Consider the following 19617-nt stretch of genomic DNA (forward strand, 5'->3'; position numbering starts at 1 on the left):
AAGTATCGCTTCCCCTCCCCGATTCCCGCCAGGACGCGCCCCGTTGTCCGTCAGGGGCGTCCGTCGGGCTCGTCCGTCAGCCCGGGTGCTTCGAGTCCTGCGTGAGCAGCGCCAGGAAGTCCCGGAAGGAGGCCCCCATGTCGACCGCGTCCGGGTCCAGCAGCCACTGGTACTGGAGCCCGTCCATGACCGCCGTGAGCAGCGGGGCGACCCGCTCCGGGGTGAGCCCGCCGGGCAGTTCGTCGCCGTACTCGGCGCGCAGCACGTCCGCCATGTTCTCCCGCACCTGGGTGTAGCGCTCGGTGAAGAAGGCGCGGGCCGGGTGGTCCTCGGTGACGCTCTCGCCGAGCAGCGCGGAGAAGGTCTGCACGATGCCGGGGCGCATCGCGTTGTACTCGACGAGCGACTCCATGAGGTCGAGCCGCCAGCGCTCCCGGTCCCGCCCGCCGCTGGTGTCCCAGCGGTCGCGCTCCTCCAGGACGGCGACGAGCAGCGCCTCCTTGGTCGGGAAGTAGTGCAGCAGCCCCTGCTGGGTCAGCCCGACCCGCTCGGCGACCGCGCCGAGGGAGGCGCCCCGGTAGCCGCGCTCGGCGATCACCGCCAAGGCGGCGCGGACGATCTCCGTCCGCCGCTCCTCGCTCCTGGCCCTGGCCATGGCTCCGTCCCCCTTCGAAGGTCCCTGTCAGGAGGACCGTACGGCATTCGATAGTAACGAAACAGTAACGTAACCTACCGATCTACAGGTAGGCGAGTCACCATGGCGGCACCAGCACTTCAACGAGGAGGTACGGCCGTGCCGGAGACGAACGCGGACATCGTGCGCGAGGAGGCCGTCGAGGCGGCCCTGGCCAAGCTCGACCTGGACACCAAGACCCGGCTGCTCGCCGGCCAGGACATGTGGTCGCTCCCCGCGCTGCCCGAGATCGGCCTGGCCTCCCTGGTCATGTCCGACGGCCCGATCGGCGTCCGGGGCGTCCGCTGGACCGCCGACGACCCCTCCGTGGCCCTGCCGTCCCCGACCGCCCTCGCCGCCACCTGGGACCCCGCGCTCGCCCGCCGGGCGGGCCGGCTGCTCGCCCAGGAGGCCCGCCGCAAGGGCGTCCACGTCCTCCTCGCCCCCACCGTCAACCTGCACCGCACCCCGCTCGGCGGGCGCCACTTCGAGGCGTACAGCGAGGACCCGTACCTCACCGGCGCCATCGGCACCGGCTACGTCCAGGGCGTCCAGGACGGCGGTGTCGGCACCACCGTCAAGCACTACGTCGGCAACGACGCCGAGACCGACCGCTTCACCGTCGACAACAAGATCGCCCCGCGCCCGCTCCGCGAGCTCTACCTGGCGCCCTTCGAGGCCATCGTCAGGAACGCCCACCCCTGGGGCATTATGACCGCCTACAACCGGGTCAACGGCACGACGATGACCGAGCACCGCCACCTCGTCAACGAGGTGCTGCGCGGCGAGTGGGGCTTCGACGGCTACAACGTCTCCGACTGGATGGCCGCCCGCGACACCAAGGGCGACATCGAGGGCGGCATGGACGTCGCCATGCCCGGCCCGCACACCGTCTACGGCGAGGCGCTCGCCGCCGCCGTGCGCACCGGCGACGTCGAGGAGTCCGCCGTCGACGCGGCCGTGCGCAACGTGCTCCGGCTCGCCGCCCGCGTCGGCGCCCTCGAAGGCGCCCCCGCCGCCGTCCCCGAGCCGCCCGCCGCGATCGACGGCGACGCCCTCGCCCGCGAGGTCGCCCGCCGCGGCTTCGTCCTCGTCCGCAACGAGAACGCCGCCCTGCCGCTCAGGCCCGGCACCGTCGCCCTCTCCGGCGCCGCCGCCCGCGACGCCCGGGTCCTCGGCGGCGGCTCGGCCCAGGTCTTCCCCGACCACGTCGTCTCCCCGCTCGACGGCCTCACCGCCGCGCTCCCCGACGGCGCCCTCACCTTCCACGTCGGCGCCGACCCCAGCGAGGAGCTCACCCCCGCCGACCAGGGCTTCACCCTCCGCGCGGTCTGCCGCGACGCGGCCGGCACCGTCCTGGGCGAGGGCACCCTGCCCAACGGCCAGGTCCAGTGGATCGGCGACGACCTCCCGGCCGGCGTCACCCACGAGGCCCTCGCCTCCATCGAGGTCATCGGCTCCTTCACGCCCCGCGAGACCGGCGAGCACTCCTTCGGCACCCGCGGCCTCGGCGCCTTCGCGCTCGCCGTCGCCGGGGAGACCCGCTACGAGGGCGTCCAGGCCATCGGCCCCGAGACCGACCCCTTCGAGGCGTTCTTCGGCTCGCCCGTCGAGCGCGCCCGGGTCGCCCTCACCGCGGGCGAGACCGTCGAGGTCTCCCTGCTGCACACCCTCGACAAGGAGTTCGCGGCCCCGCTCCCGGCCGTCATGTTCTCCTTCGTCCACCTCGGTCCCCGCCGTGACCCCGACGAACTGATCGCCGAAGCGGTCGAGGCGGCCCGCGCCGCCGAGACCGCCGTCGTGGTCGTCGCCACCACCGAGCGCGTCGAGTCCGAGGGCTTCGACCGCAAGGACCTCGCCCTCCCGGGCCGCCAGGACGACCTCGTCCGGGCCGTCGCCGCCGCCAACCCGAACACCGTGGTCGTCGTCAACGCGGGCTCCCCGGTCGAGCTGCCCTGGCGCGAGGAGGTCGCCGCCGTCCTGCTCGGCTGGTTCCCCGGCCAGGAGGGCGGCGCCGCGCTCGCCGACGTCCTCACCGGCGCCGAGGAGCCCGGCGGCCGGCTGCCCACCACCTGGCCCGTCGCCCTCGCCGACGTCCCCGTCACCGAGGTCACCCCGACCGACGGCGAACTCCACTACGAGGAGGGCGTGTTCATCGGCTACCGCGCCTGGGACAAGGCCGGCGCCGTCCCCGCGTACGCCTTCGGCCACGGCCTCGGCTACACCACCTGGACGTACGACTCCCTCGTCGTCACCGAGGACACCGCCACCGTCCGCCTCACCAACACCGGCGAGCGCACCGGCCGCGAGACCGTCCAGCTCTACCTGGCCCCGGTCAACGACTCCGTCGAGCGCCCGGCCCGCTGGCTGGCCGCCTTCGCGAGCGTCGAGGCGGGCCCCGGCGAGACCGTCGAGACGACCGTCGAGCTGCCGCGCCGCGCCTTCGAGATCTGGGACGAGGAGACGAACACCTGGACCCTCGTCACCGGCGCCTACCAGGTCCTGGCGGCGCACTCGCTGGCCGACGCCCGGCTGACCGCGACCCTGGAGCTCTGACCTCCCGGGTCCCCGAGACCGGCCCCGGGGCGGCACCTGACTCCCGCCCCGGGGCCGCGGCCCGTCCCGGCCCTGACGGGCCCGCGGCCGCTACGCCGTGCTGATCCGGCGGTACGCGAGCTCCGCCAGCCGCGCCTGGCCGTCCCGGCTCGGATGGAACCAGTCCCAGCGGCTGAGCTGCCCGTCCTCGAAGGCGAAGCCGAAGACCGCCCCGCCGTCGTAGCGGCAGCGCGCGTCCTTCGCGCACTCCTCGCGCAGCACCTCGTTGTACGCCACCACCCGGTCCCGCACCCGGTTCCGCCGCGCCTCCGCCGCCGGGCCCAGGTCCTCCGGGTCCGCCAGCATCGAGCCGCACACCCCGAGCCCCCACACCTGGCGCCCCAGCGGGCTGACCCGGCCGGTCGCCCACAGCCGCTTCAGGTCCGGCAGGCTCGCCACGTACACCTGCGCCTTCGGCGCCCCCGCCCGCAGCCGGCCCAGCGCCGCCGCGAACGAGGCCCGGAAGTCCTCGACCGGGGTCATCAGCTCGGGCCCGGGGCGGCAGGCGTCGTTCGCGCCCATCATCACCGTGACCAGCTCCGGGCGCCGGGCCGCCGCCGCGGCCATCTGCTCCGGCAGCTCCGCCATCCGGGCCCCGGTCGCGGCCAGGTTCCAGCTCTTCGCCGCCGCGCCCTCGGGCCCGAGCAGCCGCACCGCGAGGCTGCCGACGGCCGGATCGGTGCCGGTCGCCCAGGAGACCTCCGGGCAGTCGGACAGCACCCCGCAGGCGTCGAAGGCGCGCGTGATGGAGTCCCCGACCGCCGCCAGGGAGCCGGGGGAGGGGTCCCAGGAGGGTGACGGCTTCGGTGTCGGCCGGGGCGCGGAGGCGGCGGCCTCCGGGCGCCCGTCGCCCGCCGAGCAGCCCGCCAGCGTCGCGGCGCACAGCAGCGCGACCGCGGCGGCGGTGGTACGGATTCCCTGTCGCCCGCGCATCCCCGGGGCCCCTCCTCGGCGTCCTGGCGGGTGAAAGGTTCGTGTCCACCCGCTTCCGACCGACGGTACGTCACCGCGATGTGGGTGCGGCACGGTAGCTTTTCCCCCGTCGAACCAGAGGCGCCTCGGCCGATCGGGTCCGGTAAATTACATCACGTCACATGCTGTCCCCTTTTTGGGGGTTTGCGAAGATCTACGTCCGATGTGTTTACTGAGGCCGCTGGGCAAGGCGAACCTCGTCCCACACTGGAGGTCCCGGTGACGACACGTGGAGTCCTGTACGTACACTCCGCACCGCGCGCGCTCTGCCCGCACGTCGAATGGGCGGTCGCGGGCGTCCTCGGTGCGAGGGTCCAGCTCGACTGGATCCGCCAGCCGGCGTCCCCCGGCACCTGGAGAGCCGAGCTCTCCTGGCAGGGGCGCACCGGCACCGCCTCCACGCTGGCCTCCGCGCTGCGCGGCTGGCAGATGCTCCGCTTCGAGGTCACGGCGGAGCCCTCCGCCGCCGCCGAGGGCGAGCGCTACAGCGCCACCCCCGCGCTGGGCATCTTCCACGCCGTCACCGGCATCCACGGCGACATCATGATCCCCGAGGACCGCCTGCGCGCCGCCCTGGCCCGCGCGGCCCAGGGCGAGACGGTCCTGGAGGCCGAGATCGCCAAGCTCCTCGGCAAGCCCTGGGACGACGAACTGGAGCCCTTCCGCTACGCGGGCGAGGGCGCCCCGGTCCGCTGGCTGCACCAGGTGGTCTGAGCCCGCCCCGCACGGCACACGAAGGAGGCCCACCCCCGACCGGGGGTGGGCCTCCTTCGTATACGCGTCAGCCGGATCAGACCGAGCGGAACGCCAGCACCACGTTGTGGCCGCCGAACCCGAACGAGTTGTTGATCGCGGCGATCGTGCCCTGGGGCAGCTCGCGCGGCTCGTCGCGGACGATGTCGGCGTCGACCTCGGGGTCGAGGTCGGTGACGTTGATGGTCGGCGGGGCCAGGCGGTGGTGCAGCGCCAGGACCGTCGCGACGGTCTCGATGCCGCCCGCGCCGCCCAGCAGGTGGCCGGTCATGGACTTGGTCGCGGAGATCGCGACGTGGTCCAGGTCGTCGCCCAGGACCCGGCGCAGCGCCTTGATCTCGGCGACGTCGCCCTGCGGGGTCGAGGTGGCGTGGGCGTTGAGGTGGACGACCTCGGACGGCTTGAGGTCCGTCGAGTCGAGGAGGTTCCGCATCGCGGCGGCGATGCCCCGGCCGGTCGGCTCGGGCTGCGCGATGTGGTGGCTGTCGGCCGACAGGCCCTGGCCCAGGACCTCGCAGTAGATCTTCGCGCCGCGCGCCTTCGCGTGCTCCTCGGACTCCAGGATGACGACGCCGGCGCCCTCGCCGAGGACGAAGCCGTCCCGGCCCTTGTCGTAGGGGCGCGAGGCGAGCTCGGGCTCGTCGTTGCTCTTGGACATCGCCATCATGTTGGCGAAGGCCGCGATCGGCAGCGGGTGGATCGCCGCCTCGGTGCCGCCCGCGACGACCACGTCGGCACGGCCGGTGCGGATCATCTCGACGGCGTAGCCGATCGCCTCGGCACCCGACGCGCACGCGGAGACCGGGGTGTGGACACCCGCGCGGGCGTTCACCTCCAGGCCGACGTTGGCGGAGGGGCTGTTGGGCATCAGCATGGGGACGGTGTGCGGGGAGACGCGGCGGACGCCGGACTCCTTGAGCACGTCGTACTGGTCGAGCAGGGTCGTGACGCCGCCGATGCCGGAGGCGATCACGGAACCGAGCCGCTCGGGGACGATCTTCTCGTCCTCACCGGCCGGCGCGGTGTAGCCCGCGTCCGCCCAGGCTTCGCGGGCCGCGATCAGCGCGAACTGCGCCGAGCGGTCCAGCTTGCGGGCCAGCGGGCGGGGCAGCACCTCGGAGGGGTCCACCGCGGCACGCGCGGCGATCCGGACGGGCAGCTGCTCGAAGCGCTCGCCCTCCAGGGGCTTGACGCCGGAGCGGCCCGCGAGGAGGCCCTCCCAGGTGGAAGCGGAGTCGCCACCCAGCGGAGTGGTTGCGCCGATACCGGTGACGACCACGGTGCGATTGGTCGAGCTCACAGGAATTCTTTCTCCATGTGTGTGATGGTCGAAAAACGGCGCCACCGCTGGGTGGCGGGCCGGGACACTGGGGCTGGATCAGCCCTGGTGCTCGAGGATGTACGTGGTCGCGTCGCCGACCGTCTTGAGGTTCTTGACGTCCTCGTCGGGGATCTTGACGTCGAAGCGCTCTTCGGCGGCCACGACGACCTCGACCATGGACAGGGAGTCGACGTCCAGGTCGTCGGTGAAGGACTTCTCGATCGCGACGTCCTCGACCGGGATGCCGGCGATCTCGTTCACGATCTCCGCGAGACCGGCGACGATCTCTTCCTGGGTGGCGGCCATGGTGGCGCTCCTTCTTGTTTCTTTGTGTGTGCTGAGAAAAAACGAGGCGTCCGGAAGGATCCGGAGTGCCTAGGGGAGAGTAACGACCGTCGCGGCGAAGACGAGACCCGCCCCGAAGCCGATGATGAGCGCGGTGTCGCCGCTCTTCGCCTTGCCGGTCGCCAGGAGCCGCTCCATCGCGAGCGGGATCGAGGCGGCCGAGGTGTTGCCGGTGGTCTCCACGTCACGGGCGACCGTGACGTGCTCCGGCAGCTTGAGGGTCTTCACCATCGAGTCGATGATCCGCATGTTCGCCTGGTGCGGGATGAAGACGTCCAGGTCGTCCGCCGAGATTCCGGCGGCGTCCAGCGCCTGCTGGGCGACCTTCGCCATCTCGAAGACGGCCCAGCGGAAGACCGCCTGGCCCTCCTGCGTGATGGCCGGGAACTTGATGTCGCCCTGCTCGTTGAGCGGCAGGTTCGACACGTCGCCGATGTGGAACTCGTTCCACGGCACGGTCTGCTTGATCGTCTCGGACTTGTCGCCCTCCGAACCCCACACCGTGGGGCCGATGTGCGGCTCGTCCGAGGGGCCGACGACCACGGCACCGGCGCCGTCGCCGAACAGGAAGGCCGTGGCGCGGTCCTCCAGGTCGGTCAGGTCGCTCAGCCGCTCCACGCCGATGACCAGCACGTATTCGGCCGAACCCTCGACGATCATGCCCTTGGCGAGGGTGAGGCCGTAGCCGAAGCCCGCGCAGCCGGCCGAGATGTCGAAGGCGGCCGGCTTCCCGGCGCCGATCTTGTCGGCGATCTCGGTGGCGACCGCGGGGGTCTGCTTGAAGTGCGACACCGTGGAGACGACGACCGCGCCGATCTGCTCGGGGGTGATCCCGGCGTCCGCGATGGCCTTGCCGGACGCCTCCACCGACATCGCGGTGACGGTCTCCTCCGGGGACGCCCAGTGGCGGGTGGCGATGCCGGAGCGCGAGCGGATCCACTCGTCGGAGGAGTCGATCTTCTCCAGGATCACCTCGTTGGGCACCACACGGGTCGGGCGGTAGCCGCCGACGCCGAGGATGCGCGCGTACGGGGCGCCCTTGCTGGGCTTGATCTTCGCCATGCTTCTCGACACTCCTTGTCAGGCCGTGGCCGTCTCGGCGACAAGCGTGCGGGCCGCGTCGAGGTCGTCGGGGGTCTTCAGGGCCACGGTGGGGACACCGGGCAGGGCGCGCTTGGCGAGGCCGGTCAGGGTGCCGCCGGGGCACACCTCGATCAGGCCGGTGACGCCGAGCTCCTTGAAGGTCTCCATGCACAGGTCCCAGCGGACCGGGTTGGCGACCTGGCCGACCAGGCGGGCGATGACCTCCGCGCCGCCGGTGACGACCTGGCCGTCCTTGTTGGAGACGTAGCGCACGGCCGGGTCGGCCGGGGACAGCTCCTGGGCGGCGGCGGCCAGCTTCTCCACGGCCGGGGCCATGTGGTGCGTGTGGAACGCGCCCGCGACCTTCAGGGCCACGACGCGGCGGACGCCCTCGGGCTTGTCCGCCTCCAGGGCGGCGAGCTGCTCCAGGGTGCCGGCGGCCACGATCTGGCCGGCGCCGTTGACGTTGGCCGGGGTCAGGCCCAGCTTCTCCAGGTGCGGGACGGTCACCTCGGGGTCGCCGCCGAGCAGCGCCGACATGCCGGTCTCGGTGATCGCGGCGGCCTCGGCCATCGCCAGACCACGGGTGCGTACGAGACGCAGCGCGGCGGTGTCGTCGAGGACACCCGCGAACGCGGCGGCGGTGAACTCGCCGACGCTGTGACCGGCGACGGCGCCGGGGGACACGGCACCGAGACCGAAGGCGGCGCCGGGAGCGACGTCACCGAGGGCGGCGGCGGACAGCAGACCGGCGGCCACCAGCAGCGGCTGGGCCACGGCGGTGTCGCGGATCTCGTCCGCGTCCGCCTTCGTGCCGTAGTGGGCGAGGTCGAGCCCGATGGCGTCGGACCAGGCCGCGACACGGTCGGCGGCACCGGGGAGTTCGAGCCAGGGAGTCAGGAAGCCGGGCGTCTGGGCGCCTTGGCCGGGAGCGACGAGTACGAGCACCCTCACACTCTCTCTTGGGGACGGTCCCGGACGCCCGTGGGGACAAGGACGAAGAACCGTCGGTCGAATTGTTGGTGTTCGACAAAAGTCTAGGACTGCGTCTCCGCGTCGGCCAAGCGCCCGAGGATGAGCGCGATCCGCAGGGTGAACGCGGAGCGGACGTCGGAGGGTGACCAGCCGGTGACGTCGGTCACACGTCGAAGCCGGTAGCGCACGGTGTTCGGGTGGACGAAGAGCATCCGCGCCGCGCCTTCCAGGCTGCTCGCCTGCTCCAGATAGACACTGAGCGTTTCGAGCAGCGCCGAGCCCGCCTCCTCCAGCGGTCTGTAGATCTCCTCCACCAGCTGCTCGCGCGCCGAAGGGTCGGACGCGATGGCCCGCTCCGGCAGGAGATCGTCCGCGAGGACCGGCCGGGGGGCGTCCTGCCAGGCCGAACACGCCTTGAGCCCGGCGGCGGCGGCCTGCGCGGACCGGGTCGCGGCCAGCAGGTCCGGGACCACCGGACCGGCCACCACGGGACCCTGCGCGTACGGCCCGATCAGCGCCTTCGCCACGGCCAGCGGGTTGTCGTTGCCGCCCGCGATGACCACGAGCCGGTCCCCGAGGACGCCCGTGAGCACCTGGAGCTTGGCGTGCCGGGCGGCGCGCCGGATCGCCTCCACGGTCAGCTCGCTGTCGCCGTCCGGCGCCGTGCCGAGGATCACACAGACGTGGTCCGGCGAGTTCCAGCCGAGGGCGGCGGCCCGGGAGACGGCGCCCTCGTCGGCCTCGCCGGACAGCACCGCGTTCACGACCAGCGATTCGAGCCGCGCGTCCCAGGCGCCCCGGGCCTCGGCGGCCTGCGCGTACACCTGGGCGGTGGCGAAGGCGATCTCCCGCGCGTAGACGAGCAGCGCCTCGCGCAGGGTGCTCTCGTCGCCGGGGGCGGCCACGTCGTCGATGGCCGTCTCCATGACCTCGATGGTCGTGCGGACCATCTCGACGGTCTGGCGCAGCGTGATCGCCCGGGTCAGCTCGCGCGGCGCGGTCCCGAACACGTCGGTGGAGATCGCCTGCGGGGTCTCGGGGTGCCGGAACCACTCGGTGAACGCGGCGATGCCGGCCTGGGCGACCAGGCCGATCCACGACCGGTTCTCGGGCGGCATCGCCCGGTACCACGGCAGCGTCTCGTCCATGCGGGCGATGGCGCTGGCGGCGAGCCGCCCCGAGGACTGTTCGAGGCGCTTCAGGGTCGCGGCATGGGGGTGAGCGGCGTTCACTGGTTCAGACACGGGGACAAGACTGCCTTATCAGGACGGCGGCGTGCGGGGCCGGTCCGTTTTCACGGCCGCCCGCGCCGCGCCCGCCGCTACCGTGATCCCGTGATACGCATCCAGCGCGCCGGGGAGCGGTACCCCGGAGGCGACCCCGAGTCCGGGATCGACACCCGGCACGCCCTGTCCTTCGGCCGCTTCTACGACCCGGACAACCTCCGCTTCGGCGCGCTGCTCGCCGTCAACGAGGAGCGGCTGGCCCCGGGCGCCGGCTTCGACGAGCACCCGCACAGCCACACCGAGATCGTGACGTGGGTCGTCGAGGGCGAGCTGACCCACCGCGACACGACCGGTCACGCCACGGTCGTCCGCCCCGGCGACCTCCAGCACCTGAGCGCCGCCGAGGGCGTCCGGCACGTGGAGCGCAACGATGGCCCGGACCCGCTGGTCTTCGTCCAGATGTGGCTGGCCCCGCTGACCCCCGGCGGCGACCCGGCGTACGACGTGGTCCGGGGCATCGCCGACGCGACCCCGTACGCCCTCCCGGCCTCGGCCGCGATGCTGCACGTCCGCCGCCTGGAACAGGGCGAGCGCGCGGCGGTCCCGGACGCCGACTTCGTCTACGTCCACGTGACCCGAGGCACGGTCCGCCTGGACGGCGAGGAGCTGGCGCCCGGCGACGCGGCGCGCGTCACCGGAGCGGAGGGCCTGGCCCTGCTCGCGACCGGTGACGCGGAGGTGCTGATGTGGGAGATGCGGCGGACGTTCTAGCGGACGGCGTCCACGAAGGTCTGCCAGGCGGCGGCGTGCACCATGAGGACGGGCCCGGCGGGCCGCTTGCTGTCACGGACGGGGACGACACCGGGGACGCTGTCGGAGACTTCGAGGCACTCGCCGCCGGTGCTTCCGCTGAAGCTGGACTTACGCCACCGCGCGCCGGTCAGCTCGGGACGGGTCTCCATAACGTTCCTCCATCACGCGGGCGATCAGTGCCGCCGAATCCCCTACGGAGAGGGCGGTGGCCTGCACGTGAGAGTAACGGAACGCTGCTTCCTTGACGGTGTCGGGGTTGGCGGTCATGTGCCCGGAGATCAGGTCCTCCGTGTAGATGATGTCCGGGTCGTCGTCGAAGCGGAGGAGGGTGAACGACCCGTCCAGGCTGGCGTGTTCCCCAGCCCCGAAAGGCAGGACCTGGATGCGCACCGAACGGTTGTCGGCGAAGTCCAACAGGTGGGCCAGTTGCCGGCGCATCACCGTCCGGCCGCCGATGGGCCGGTACAGTGCGGCTTCGTCCAGCACCACCCAGGTGAGCGGCGGGCGCTCGCGGGTCAGGATCCGCTGGCGTTCCATGCGCGCCGCGAGCAGACCTTCCAGGTCGTCCGGCATACCCGTCGCCAGGACCGCCCGGGCGTACGCCTCGGTCTGGATCAGCCCGTGCACGAGCTGCGTCTGGAACGTGGAGATGTACGTCGCTATGGCCTCCATCTGCGCGTACGGCTGGAACCACGTCGGCAACTGGCTCCGTAGCACCAGCCCGATGAGTCGGCTGAACATCCCGCCCGTCCCGAGCGCCGCGTCGATCCGCTCGGAGAACTCCCGGGTCGGGACCTTCTTCGTGGTCTCGACCTGCCCGATGAGGGAGCCCGTGCAGAAGATGATGTCGCCGAGCTGGTTCTGACTCAGCCCGCTCGCTTCACGTAACCGGCGCAGCTCCCACCCGAAGTAGTCCAAGGGGGAGGCGCTGGGGTCGAGTTCGACAGTGTGAACCATGGCGGATACCTCCGGCCTGCGACGCGCGCGGCGTCTCGACTCGCTGTGTCGCCGAGCCTATTCAGCGCCCACGCGGGCCGGAGGGAGAACGGCGTACGACCACTCGTGTGGGTGACCGGGCCGGGCTCTGCCGCGCGGCGGCAAATCGTGTCGGAAGTAGTAATCGGGAGATCTCTTTGGGCGGATAACGTGCCGGGAGTCCACGTGGCGCTCATGCGCCCTCCAGGACAGCAAGATGTCAGGACTCGCGGCAAGGTTCGTGTCTGCCGCATCCTCCAGTGCCGTAGCAGTGACGCTCCTGACGCTATCGCCAAACACCCAAGGAGCCCCGCAGAATGATATTCTACGAGGCTCCCTGCGCTTCAAAAGGAAGTGATTCGCTGCTATGCGGATACGAAGGGCGTCGCGCATAGGTGGGGTGCTATCTCCTCGCTTGACCCGCAGAATAGATCTATTCGCCAGTCCTTGCCAGTCACCATGACTCATCGCCCGTCAGGACGATGATCACCTCATCGGGCTCATCTGTTCCGTCTCCGTAGACGTCGACCCTATTTTCTACATTCGGAACGGGAATCAGTAGCCTCACCGATTCATTAGGATCCGAAATTTCGAGAGACGCCTTGGGGAGATACAGATTCCCTGAGTAGACAAGAACCTTTCCGCTCGGCCGGTAAGGCCCTTGCATGCATTGGACCGACACTGGACCGCTGGCGGCTTGCTGCACCGCGATGAACAAGGAGTCCGGACCGCCGTGCACTACATCCGTATCTGCATCCCAGCCTGTGTGGCTGTCGAGACTCCCAGGCGCGGAAGCGACAACCAGACCATGCGCGAATCTAGTCGTGCACGAGGCGAAAAGCATCATTAAATCCACCTATTGTCCGGGTTTCCATGCTGGGAAGTCGACGAGGATGTAGCACCGCCAACGTCGACTGTCACCCCGCCCTTTCAACCTCAACGTCAAACGACCCGAGGGTCCCCTCCGCGCAGAAGCGTGGAGGGGACCCTCGCATTTGCCGGGCTACCGAATTCTCCGTGATCAGATGCCGTGACGAAGTCACGGCTCACGCCTTCATGACCCTTCATTCAGTCGATTCAGATAGCCGCCTCGAAGGTATTACCAAAGTCCTTCCTGGATGGATTCATCCTCATGCGCAGCTCGTCTAGCCCTCTGTGTCCCTTGCTTTTGACCTTCGGCGCCTGGAGCGGAGAGGAGAACCCCTGCAGTACTTTCTCTGTCAAGCACCGCTTTCAGCCTTCGGAGCATTGCAAGCCATTCAGTGCCTTCCTCCTCCACGCTCCAGTCGTCCCGCAAGTCATTGCTTGTGGCGAGTAGGCGAGAAATTGCTTCGAGCGCCAGAGGTGTCAGCTCTTTCGGAATCTTCGGAATCTCACCATTCGGCCCCCACGTCGCAGATTGAAATTCATCGCCGCCCTCAACCCCTCGGACTGTCAACGCAGCGGCAGCGATTGCCAGCTCTGCTCTGCCGCCATCGATATGCGGGCTGCCGTCGCCCGCCACCGAGGCGAGGGCAGCTCGGATCGCCTGAATCCGCCTAGACAGCGGAGTGGCATCCAAATCTCCAGCAAAGTCCGCGGCGCCATCGTTATCGAATGGCCCGTATCCCCATTTCCCCATATCGCCCTACTCGAACGGGAGCTCAGGCTGAGTTGCCTGGCGCTTGTTGTAGAGGTTTCGACCAAACCCCTCGATGTCGCTACTGAGCTTAAAGCCCATTTTTTTCTGGCGGGGCGGAGTGTTGTAGGTGACCGACAGGTAGGCGTTGCCGCAGACGCGCTTCCATCCGTAGTACGTGCTTTCGTCCTTCGCCTTGAGGCCGAGGGACATCGTCGACCAGCCGCCGGCTGCGGCAGCCCCCATCTGCGTCAACAACTCGCCGTTGCTGAAGTGGAGATTGGCCGCACTCGGGCACGCGGTGGGAGAGATCTTCTGGTTGACCGTCATGAGGTAGTCGGACCATTGGCCGACCGTGTTCTCCCAGTTGCTGGACGATGTGATCGTGTGGTTCGCCCCGCCGATCCGGTACAGGTCGATCGGCTCGGCCTTGGCGTCCGCCCAGTAGACGGCTCCCACACGAGCGGAGAAGCTGGTGCTGATGATCTGCTTCTTGCTGTAGAAGCTCGTCGGGAAACTGAACAGCAGTCGCCGTACGCCGATGCCCGAGCATTCGGTGGGGTTGTAGTTGGAAGGGCACTTGCCCATTCCGGCGTGTCCCGAGAACTTCCAGTTCTGCGCGCTGGGCATGCCGGACATCACGGATGTCCAGGCATTGGTCCCGGTGGTGCGGGGGATGGGGTCGATGACCACGGGATAGACCGTGTCCGGCCCGCGAAGCAGGCGAATGTCGGGGGTCAGCGTTACCGAGTCGCCGCTGATGTCCAGCCCGACGGGCGCCTGACGGCCTGCTCCCTCCAGGTCCGGTTCGACCGCCTGCGCGGCGGACCGTTCCATGGAGCTGGGCATCCGTGCCGCAGCCTGGTCGGCCGAGGAGTCCCACATCCTGGCCTGAGCGGCTTCGAAGACGGTTCCCCCGACGGCGGAGTCCGTCGCCTTGAGCGCTCCGTCAGCCGATTTGCTGACCGTCACACCCTTGGTGGACAGGCCGAGTTCGATGCTGTCGAGCTCAGGGTTGGCGGCTGCCTGGGCGTTCTTCACGACGAGGTAGTGGGCGAAGCCCTCCACATCGGCCCGAACGGCGAGGTCGACGCCGGGCAGCACCTCCTCGTAGCGGGCGGTGTTGCCGTCGACGCGGGGTTTCGGCAACGGAGCGCCGGGCCAGGACAACGCGTACTCGCGGCCGACTTTGCTCATGCGGGCGAACGGTCCCTGCCCCCCGTCGGAGAACTCCACGTCGACCGTGGCCGCGCTCGGTGACCAGCCTCCGTCGGCTCGCCTCACCAGAGTGTCGTCCACCGGAACCCATGAGTTGCCCCGCCGCGTGCGTATCGGCTGGGTGTACTCATGAGCGGTGAACGACCCGTCCGGATTGGCGAACACCTCACGCCGTTCCTGCCGGAGTCCGGTGACCTCGACCTGCTGTTCGCTCGCTTCGGCGGCGGCCTTCGCCGTTGACTCGTCGAATGCCTGACCGGCCGCCGCGGTCGCGGAGACCCTGGCGTCCTGGATCGGACCGCCCGATCCCGCCGCGGCGGCCGGCAAGGCTGCCGTGCCCCCTGCCGTCAATGCCGTCAGTATCGCGATGACGGCTCCGTGCGTCGCTCTGTGACGACGTCTGTCCCTCCCCATCGGCCCCCCAGCCTCTGCGTGGCAAACGCGAAGTTTGCGTGATCAGCCGAGAACGCTACCGAGGGAACGAGTGTTCGGCATGGGGGATTTAATGGTCCCTTGAATCGAAACCAGTCTTTGCAGTCATGTCGACCGGAGGGTGACGCCGCGCCCGCGGAATCACATGGGACCCTGCGGGCTGCTGTTACGTCGTGAAATCTCACTTCACATGGCGAAGAATACGGTTGTGGTTCTCCGAATATGCTGTCGGACCGAAGGGTGCGGCGAGGATGACTTTCGATGAAATGTAGCGGCCGAATATGTCAGGTCGCCGAACCGGTAGTTCTCATTCCGCCGCCGGCCTTGACCGGGAGGCGGCAGTTCGCCCTCAGCCGCGCAGCGCGCTCTTCTTCTGCCACGCCGCCCAGTCGACGTTCCACGCGCCGTAGCCGTTGCCCTCGGCGACGACGCCCTTGGTGTCCTTGCCGGTGATCTCGAAGGGGTCGCCCACGCGGACCGAGGCGTAGAACGAGGTGGCGTTCTCGGTGCTCATGCCGATGCAACCGGAGCTCTTGTTGGCGTTGCCGAAATAGGCCGCGTTCCAGGGGGCGGCGTGGGCGTACATGCCGGACCAGGTCAGGCGCATCGAGTAGTCGACGTCCTTGTTGTAGGCGTCGCCGAGGCCGACCGTCTCCGAGTTCATGTTGATCGTGCCCTCCTTCGCCATCAGGACGGCCGTGCCGCGCCAGGAGCGCTTGTCGCCGCCGGGGGTGCCGCCGGAGACGGGGATGGTGCGGACGGTGCGGCCGTCGCGGATGACGGAGAGCTTCTTGCGGTCGAGGTCGACCTTGATGACCTGCGCGTCGGCGGCGACGGTGAAGCCGGTGCGGTAGTCGCGGACGAACCAGCCGCCGCCGGAGTCGGTGCCGTTCAGGGTCGCGTCGAGGGTGACCTTGGTGCCGGGCTTCCAGTACGAGCGGGGGCGCCAGTCCGCGCGGTCCTTGCCCGAGTAGTCCTTGAGCCAGCCCCATGAACCCTCGGTGGGGTTGGAGGTGGTCACCTTCAACTGGCGCTCCACCGCCGCCTTGTCGGTGACCGGGCGGTCGAAGACGATCGACAGGGGCTGGGCGATGCCCACGGTGGTGTTCTTGCCGGGGGACAGGGTCAGCTTGTTGACCTTGTCGGCGGCGGGGGTCGAGAAGGACCTGCTGTCCTTCGTCTCCTTGCCGCCGGCGCCGCGCGCGGTCACCTCGACGGTGTACGTGGTGCCGGGCGCGGCCTTGCGGTCCGAGGACCAGGAGGCGCCGCCCGAGGCGGTGCGGCCGGCGAGTTCGGCGCCGTCCTCGTCGACGACCCTGACGGTGGCGAGGGTGCCGCCGGCCGCCGTCACCTTGACCTGCTGTCCGGCGGCCGGGGGCGTCACGGTCACCTTCGCCGGGGTGCCGTCGGCCGCCGCCTTCGGGGTCCCCGCCTGTGGGTCGGCCGCCGCCGTCGAGCAGGCCGTCAGCGACGCGGCCGCGATCAGGAACAGGGGGATGCGTATGTGGGTGCGCGGCACGGCACGGCCTCCTCGGGAGGGTGGAATCGGTGGGATGTACCGGACTGTAGGACCAGGTCAGAGGGGAATGCCCGGCTCCGGGGGCGTGTGACCGGCCCTGGTGAGAAACGGTCATCATCCGGTCACATTCCTCGCGCGGAGCGGTCAAGACCGGCTGTGAGCCTGCTGAGCGCCCCACCACCGAGGGGCGGAACCAGGAGGCCCTCGTTGTGTCAGCGCTGCTCGTGACGCCCGCGCCCGCCCGCCCCGCGACGACGCGGCTCGGCCCCGTCACGCCCGAGGTCTACCGCGCCTTCCTCACCGCCCGCGCCGCCGCACCCGGCGGACCCAGCTTCCTGCAACTGCCCTCCTGGGCGCAGGTCAAGGACGGGTGGAGCCACCAACTCATCGGCTGGGGCCCCGAGTCCGGCGAGCTGAGCGGCGTCGCGCTGGTGCTGCTGCGCGCCTTCCCCGGCACCCGTAAGTACTTCGCGTACCTCCCCGAGGGGCCCGTCGCCGACTGGGCCGACCCGGACCTGGACGGCTGGCTCGGGCCGCTGCTCGGGCACCTGCGGGCCTCCGGCGTCTTCGCCGTGCGGATGGGGCCGGGGCCCGACTACCGCCGCTGGTCCGCCGCCACCCTCAAGGCGCACGCCGGGCCCGGCCGGCGCCTGTCCGACGTGCTGGCCAGCGAGGTCGACCCGCTGGGCTCGGCCGTCGCCGAACGGCTGCGGGCGCGCGGCTGGAAGCGCTGCGGCGGCGAGTCCGAGGACGGCGCCGACGCCCAGCCCCGCTTCGTCTACCAGGTGCCGCTCACCGGCCGCAGCTCCGACGACCTGTGGTCCGGGCTCAACCAGGAGTGGCGCCGCAACATCCGCAAGGCCCGCAAGTCGGGGGTCGAGGTCGTCCAGGGCTCCGCCGCCGACCTGCCCGAGTTCTACCGGCTGCTGCGGATCACCGAGGAGCGCGACGGCTTCCGGCTCGGCCGCTCCCTCGCGTACTACGAGCGGCAGTACGCCGTCCTCAACGCCGAGCACCCGGGCCGGATGAAGCTCTACCTGGCCCGCCACGAGGGCGAGGTGCTCGCCGCCCACACCATGATCACCGTGGGCCGCCGGGTCTGGTACCAGACCGGCGCCTCCGCCGACCACCGCCGCGAGGTCCGCCCCTCCAACGCGCTCCAGTGGCGCATGATGCTCGACGCCCACGCGGTCGGCGCGGACGTCTACGACCTGCGCGGGGTACCCTCCACGCTCGACCCGGACGAGCGCGCCCACGGGCTGCTCCGCTGGAAGCTGGGCACCGGCGGGCGGGTCGTCGAGACGCTGGGGGAGTGGGAGATTCCGTTGCCGGGCACGACCAACCACACGCTGTACCGCGCCTTCCAGGCGTACCTGGCCCGCCGATGACGGCCACCCTGACGGAGACCAGAACGCCCTCCGTCCTGCGCAGCGGCGCCCTGATGGCCGCCGGCTCGCTCGTCTCGCGCGCCACCGGCTTCGTCCGCTCCGCCGTCGTCGCCGCGGCCATCGGCACGGGCTTCGTCGCCGACGGCTACGCCGTGGGCAACTCCGTCCCCACGATCGTCTACATGCTGCTCCTCGGCGGCGCCCTCAACGCCGTCTTCGTCCCCGAGCTGGTCAAGGCGGCCAAGGAGCACGAGGACGGCGGCGCCGCCTACACCGACCGGCTGCTCACGATCTGCGTGCTCGCCCTCACGGTCCTCACCGGCGCCGCCGTCCTCGCGGCGCCCGCGATCGTCGACGCTTACACCGACTACACCGGCGCGCAGCGGGAGCTGACCGTCGCCTTCGCCCGGTCCTGCCTGCCGCAGATCTTCTTCCTCGGCCTGTTCACCCTGCTCGGCCAGGTCCTCAACGCGCGCGGGCGGTTCGGCGCCATGATGTGGACGCCGGTCCTCAACAACGTCGTCGTGGTCGCCGTCTTCGGCCTCTTCCTCGCCGTCTCGGCGGGCGGCGGGCTCACCCCCGCCGAGACCGCGCTGCTCGGCTGGGGCACCACCGCGGGCATCGCCCTCCAGGCCCTGGCCCTGCTGCCCTCGCTCAGGGCGGCGGGCTTCCGCTGGCGGCCCCGTTTCGACTGGCGGGGCAGCGGCCTGACCGCGCCCCTCAAGGCGGCGGGCTGGCTGGTCCTCCTCGTCCTCACCAACCAGGCCGCGTACTGGGTGACGACGAAGGTCGCCACGGCGGCCGGCCAGCGCGCCGAGGGCGCCGGGCTCAGCGCGTACAACAACGCCTACCTGCTGTGGGCCGTCCCGCACGGCATCGTCACCGTCGCCCTGGTCACCGCCCTGCTGCCGAGGATGAGCGCGGCGGCGGCCGACGGCGACCTCGCGGGGGTCCGCCGGGACGTGGCCTACGCGCAGCGCACCAGCATGGCGGCGATCGTCCCCGCCGCCTGCGCGCTGTTCGCCCTCGCCGTCCCGCTGATGGGCCTGGTCTTCGGCTACGGGCGCACCGACGCGGGCGCGGTCCGCTCGATGGCCTGGATCCTGATGGCCCTCGCGCCCGGCCTGATCGCCCTCTCCGGCCAGTACGTGTGCACCCGCGCCTTCTACGCGCTGCGCGACACCCGCACGCCCTTCTTCCTCAACCTGGTGATCGCGGGCCTCAACGCGGGGCTCGCCGTCACCGCCGCCGCCCTGCTGCCCGCCCGCTGGGCCGTCACCGGCATGGCCGCGGGCTACTCGCTGGCCCTCTGGGCGGGCTGGGGCCTCACCGCGTACGTCCTCGGCCGCAGGCTGAGGCGAGAGGCCCCCGACAGCCCCGACAGCCCCGACAGCACCACCGCCCCCGGCGCGGAGGCAGCCCCCGGCGCCGGGAGCGCGCTCGTCCGCCTCCTGCTCGCCGCCGTGCCCGCCGCCGCCCTCGGGCTGCTCGCCGCCGACCGGGCCGCCGGCGCCCTGCCCTCCGGCGCGGCCGGCGCCCTCGGCGCGGTCGTCATCGTCGCCGTCTTCGCCCTGCTCGCCCGGCCCCTGGGCCTCACCGAGGTCCGGGCCCTGCTCACGGGCGCCCGCGCCCGGCTCACCCGGCGGCGCTGAGCCACCCGCTCCGCACCGCCCCTCACGACCCGCTCCCCGCCGGGATCCCCTCCCCGGCG

General features: G+C 71.0%; 17 protein-coding genes. 5 read left to right on the forward strand and 12 right to left on the reverse strand.

Translation table 11 applies throughout. The features are described 5' to 3' along the window. Nucleotides 1-76: 76 nt before the first annotated feature. Complete coding sequence (locus tag AB0C99_RS15505) at nt 77-655, reverse strand: TetR/AcrR family transcriptional regulator (protein ID WP_362475038.1); 579 nt, start codon at nt 653-655, stop codon at nt 77-79. A 102-nt stretch (nt 656-757) separates the two neighbouring features. On the opposite strand from AB0C99_RS15505, the gene AB0C99_RS15510 reads away from it, so the two are divergent. Then, entirely contained in the window at nt 758-3229 is a 2472-nt protein-coding gene (locus tag AB0C99_RS15510; protein ID WP_362475040.1) for a glycoside hydrolase family 3 C-terminal domain-containing protein, read from the forward strand. Nucleotides 3230-3319: 90 nt separating this feature from the next. Here the strand turns inward: AB0C99_RS15510 and AB0C99_RS15515 are convergent, their stop codons facing one another. Continuing rightward, entirely contained in the window at nt 3320-4201 is an 882-nt protein-coding gene (locus AB0C99_RS15515; RefSeq protein WP_362475042.1) for an SGNH/GDSL hydrolase family protein, read from the reverse strand. A 258-nt stretch (nt 4202-4459) separates the two neighbouring features. Between AB0C99_RS15515 and AB0C99_RS15520 the strand changes: the two genes are divergently transcribed. Continuing rightward, complete coding sequence (locus tag AB0C99_RS15520) at nt 4460-4954, forward strand: DUF3145 domain-containing protein (RefSeq protein WP_362475044.1); 495 nt, start codon at nt 4460-4462, stop codon at nt 4952-4954. A gap of 76 nt (nt 4955-5030) precedes the next feature. Here AB0C99_RS15520 and fabF read toward each other — a convergent pair whose 3' ends face one another. From fabF to AB0C99_RS15545, 5 genes are all read right to left on the reverse strand, one after another. Next, complete coding sequence (gene fabF, locus AB0C99_RS15525) at nt 5031-6293, reverse strand: beta-ketoacyl-ACP synthase II (RefSeq protein ID WP_362475046.1); 1263 nt, start codon at nt 6291-6293, stop codon at nt 5031-5033. Nucleotides 6294-6371: 78 nt separating this feature from the next. After that, the gene (locus AB0C99_RS15530) at nt 6372-6620 is read right to left on the reverse strand and encodes an acyl carrier protein (RefSeq protein ID WP_362475048.1); all 249 of its coding nucleotides are present in this window, start codon (nt 6618-6620) and stop codon (nt 6372-6374) included. A gap of 69 nt (nt 6621-6689) precedes the next feature. After that, nucleotides 6690-7721 (reverse strand): ketoacyl-ACP synthase III, encoded by a 1032-nt coding sequence (locus AB0C99_RS15535; RefSeq protein WP_362475050.1) that lies wholly within the window; start codon nt 7719-7721, stop codon nt 6690-6692. An 18-nt stretch (nt 7722-7739) separates the two neighbouring features. Further along, nucleotides 7740-8690, reverse strand: a complete 951-nt coding sequence (locus AB0C99_RS15540; protein WP_362475052.1) for an ACP S-malonyltransferase — start codon at nt 8688-8690, stop codon at nt 7740-7742. Between the two features lie 89 nt (nt 8691-8779). Next, nucleotides 8780-9961 (reverse strand): helix-turn-helix domain-containing protein, encoded by a 1182-nt coding sequence (locus AB0C99_RS15545; RefSeq protein ID WP_362475054.1) that lies wholly within the window; start codon nt 9959-9961, stop codon nt 8780-8782. Between the two features lie 90 nt (nt 9962-10051). On the opposite strand from AB0C99_RS15545, the gene AB0C99_RS15550 reads away from it, so the two are divergent. Beyond that, nucleotides 10052-10714, forward strand: a complete 663-nt coding sequence (locus AB0C99_RS15550; RefSeq protein ID WP_362475056.1) for a pirin family protein — start codon at nt 10052-10054, stop codon at nt 10712-10714. Here the strand turns inward: AB0C99_RS15550 and AB0C99_RS15555 are convergent. From AB0C99_RS15555 to AB0C99_RS15575, 5 genes are all read right to left on the reverse strand, one after another. Then, on the reverse strand, nt 10711-10905 hold the full coding sequence (locus AB0C99_RS15555) for a DUF397 domain-containing protein (protein WP_362475057.1): 195 nt from the start codon (nt 10903-10905) through the stop codon (nt 10711-10713). The two genes, AB0C99_RS15550 and AB0C99_RS15555, sit on opposite strands and share 4 nt — an antisense overlap. After that, nucleotides 10865-11713: a helix-turn-helix transcriptional regulator gene (locus AB0C99_RS15560; protein ID WP_362475059.1), complete on the reverse strand. Its 849-nt coding sequence runs from the start codon at nt 11711-11713 to the stop codon at nt 10865-10867. The genes AB0C99_RS15555 and AB0C99_RS15560 overlap by 41 nt, the downstream gene beginning before the upstream one ends. Before the next feature lie 1117 nt (nt 11714-12830). Continuing rightward, nucleotides 12831-13352 (reverse strand): DUF4259 domain-containing protein, encoded by a 522-nt coding sequence (locus AB0C99_RS15565; protein ID WP_362475061.1) that lies wholly within the window; start codon nt 13350-13352, stop codon nt 12831-12833. 6 nt (nt 13353-13358) lie between these two features. Continuing rightward, nucleotides 13359-14918, reverse strand: a complete 1560-nt coding sequence (locus AB0C99_RS15570) for a hypothetical protein (protein WP_362475063.1) — start codon at nt 14916-14918, stop codon at nt 13359-13361. 430 nt (nt 14919-15348) lie between these two features. Continuing rightward, nucleotides 15349-16518 carry an Ig-like domain-containing protein gene (locus tag AB0C99_RS15575; protein WP_362475064.1) on the reverse strand — a complete coding sequence of 390 codons (1170 nt, stop codon included), beginning with the start codon at nt 16516-16518 and terminating at the stop codon, nt 15349-15351. Between the two features lie 209 nt (nt 16519-16727). Here AB0C99_RS15575 and AB0C99_RS15580 point away from each other — a divergent pair, with 209 nt between their 5' ends. Next, a complete protein-coding gene (locus tag AB0C99_RS15580; protein ID WP_362475065.1) occupies nt 16728-17906 on the forward strand; it encodes a peptidoglycan bridge formation glycyltransferase FemA/FemB family protein in 1179 nt (392 codons plus the stop codon). Beyond that, nucleotides 17903-19558, forward strand: coding sequence for a murein biosynthesis integral membrane protein MurJ (gene murJ, locus AB0C99_RS15585; RefSeq protein WP_362475066.1), 1656 nt, complete (start codon nt 17903-17905; stop codon nt 19556-19558). The genes AB0C99_RS15580 and murJ overlap by 4 nt, the downstream gene beginning before the upstream one ends. Nucleotides 19559-19617 lie beyond the last annotated feature (59 nt).

The sequence above is a fragment of the Streptomyces sp. NPDC048659 genome (assembly GCF_040650575.1).
Classification (GTDB): domain Bacteria; phylum Actinomycetota; class Actinomycetes; order Streptomycetales; family Streptomycetaceae; genus Streptomyces.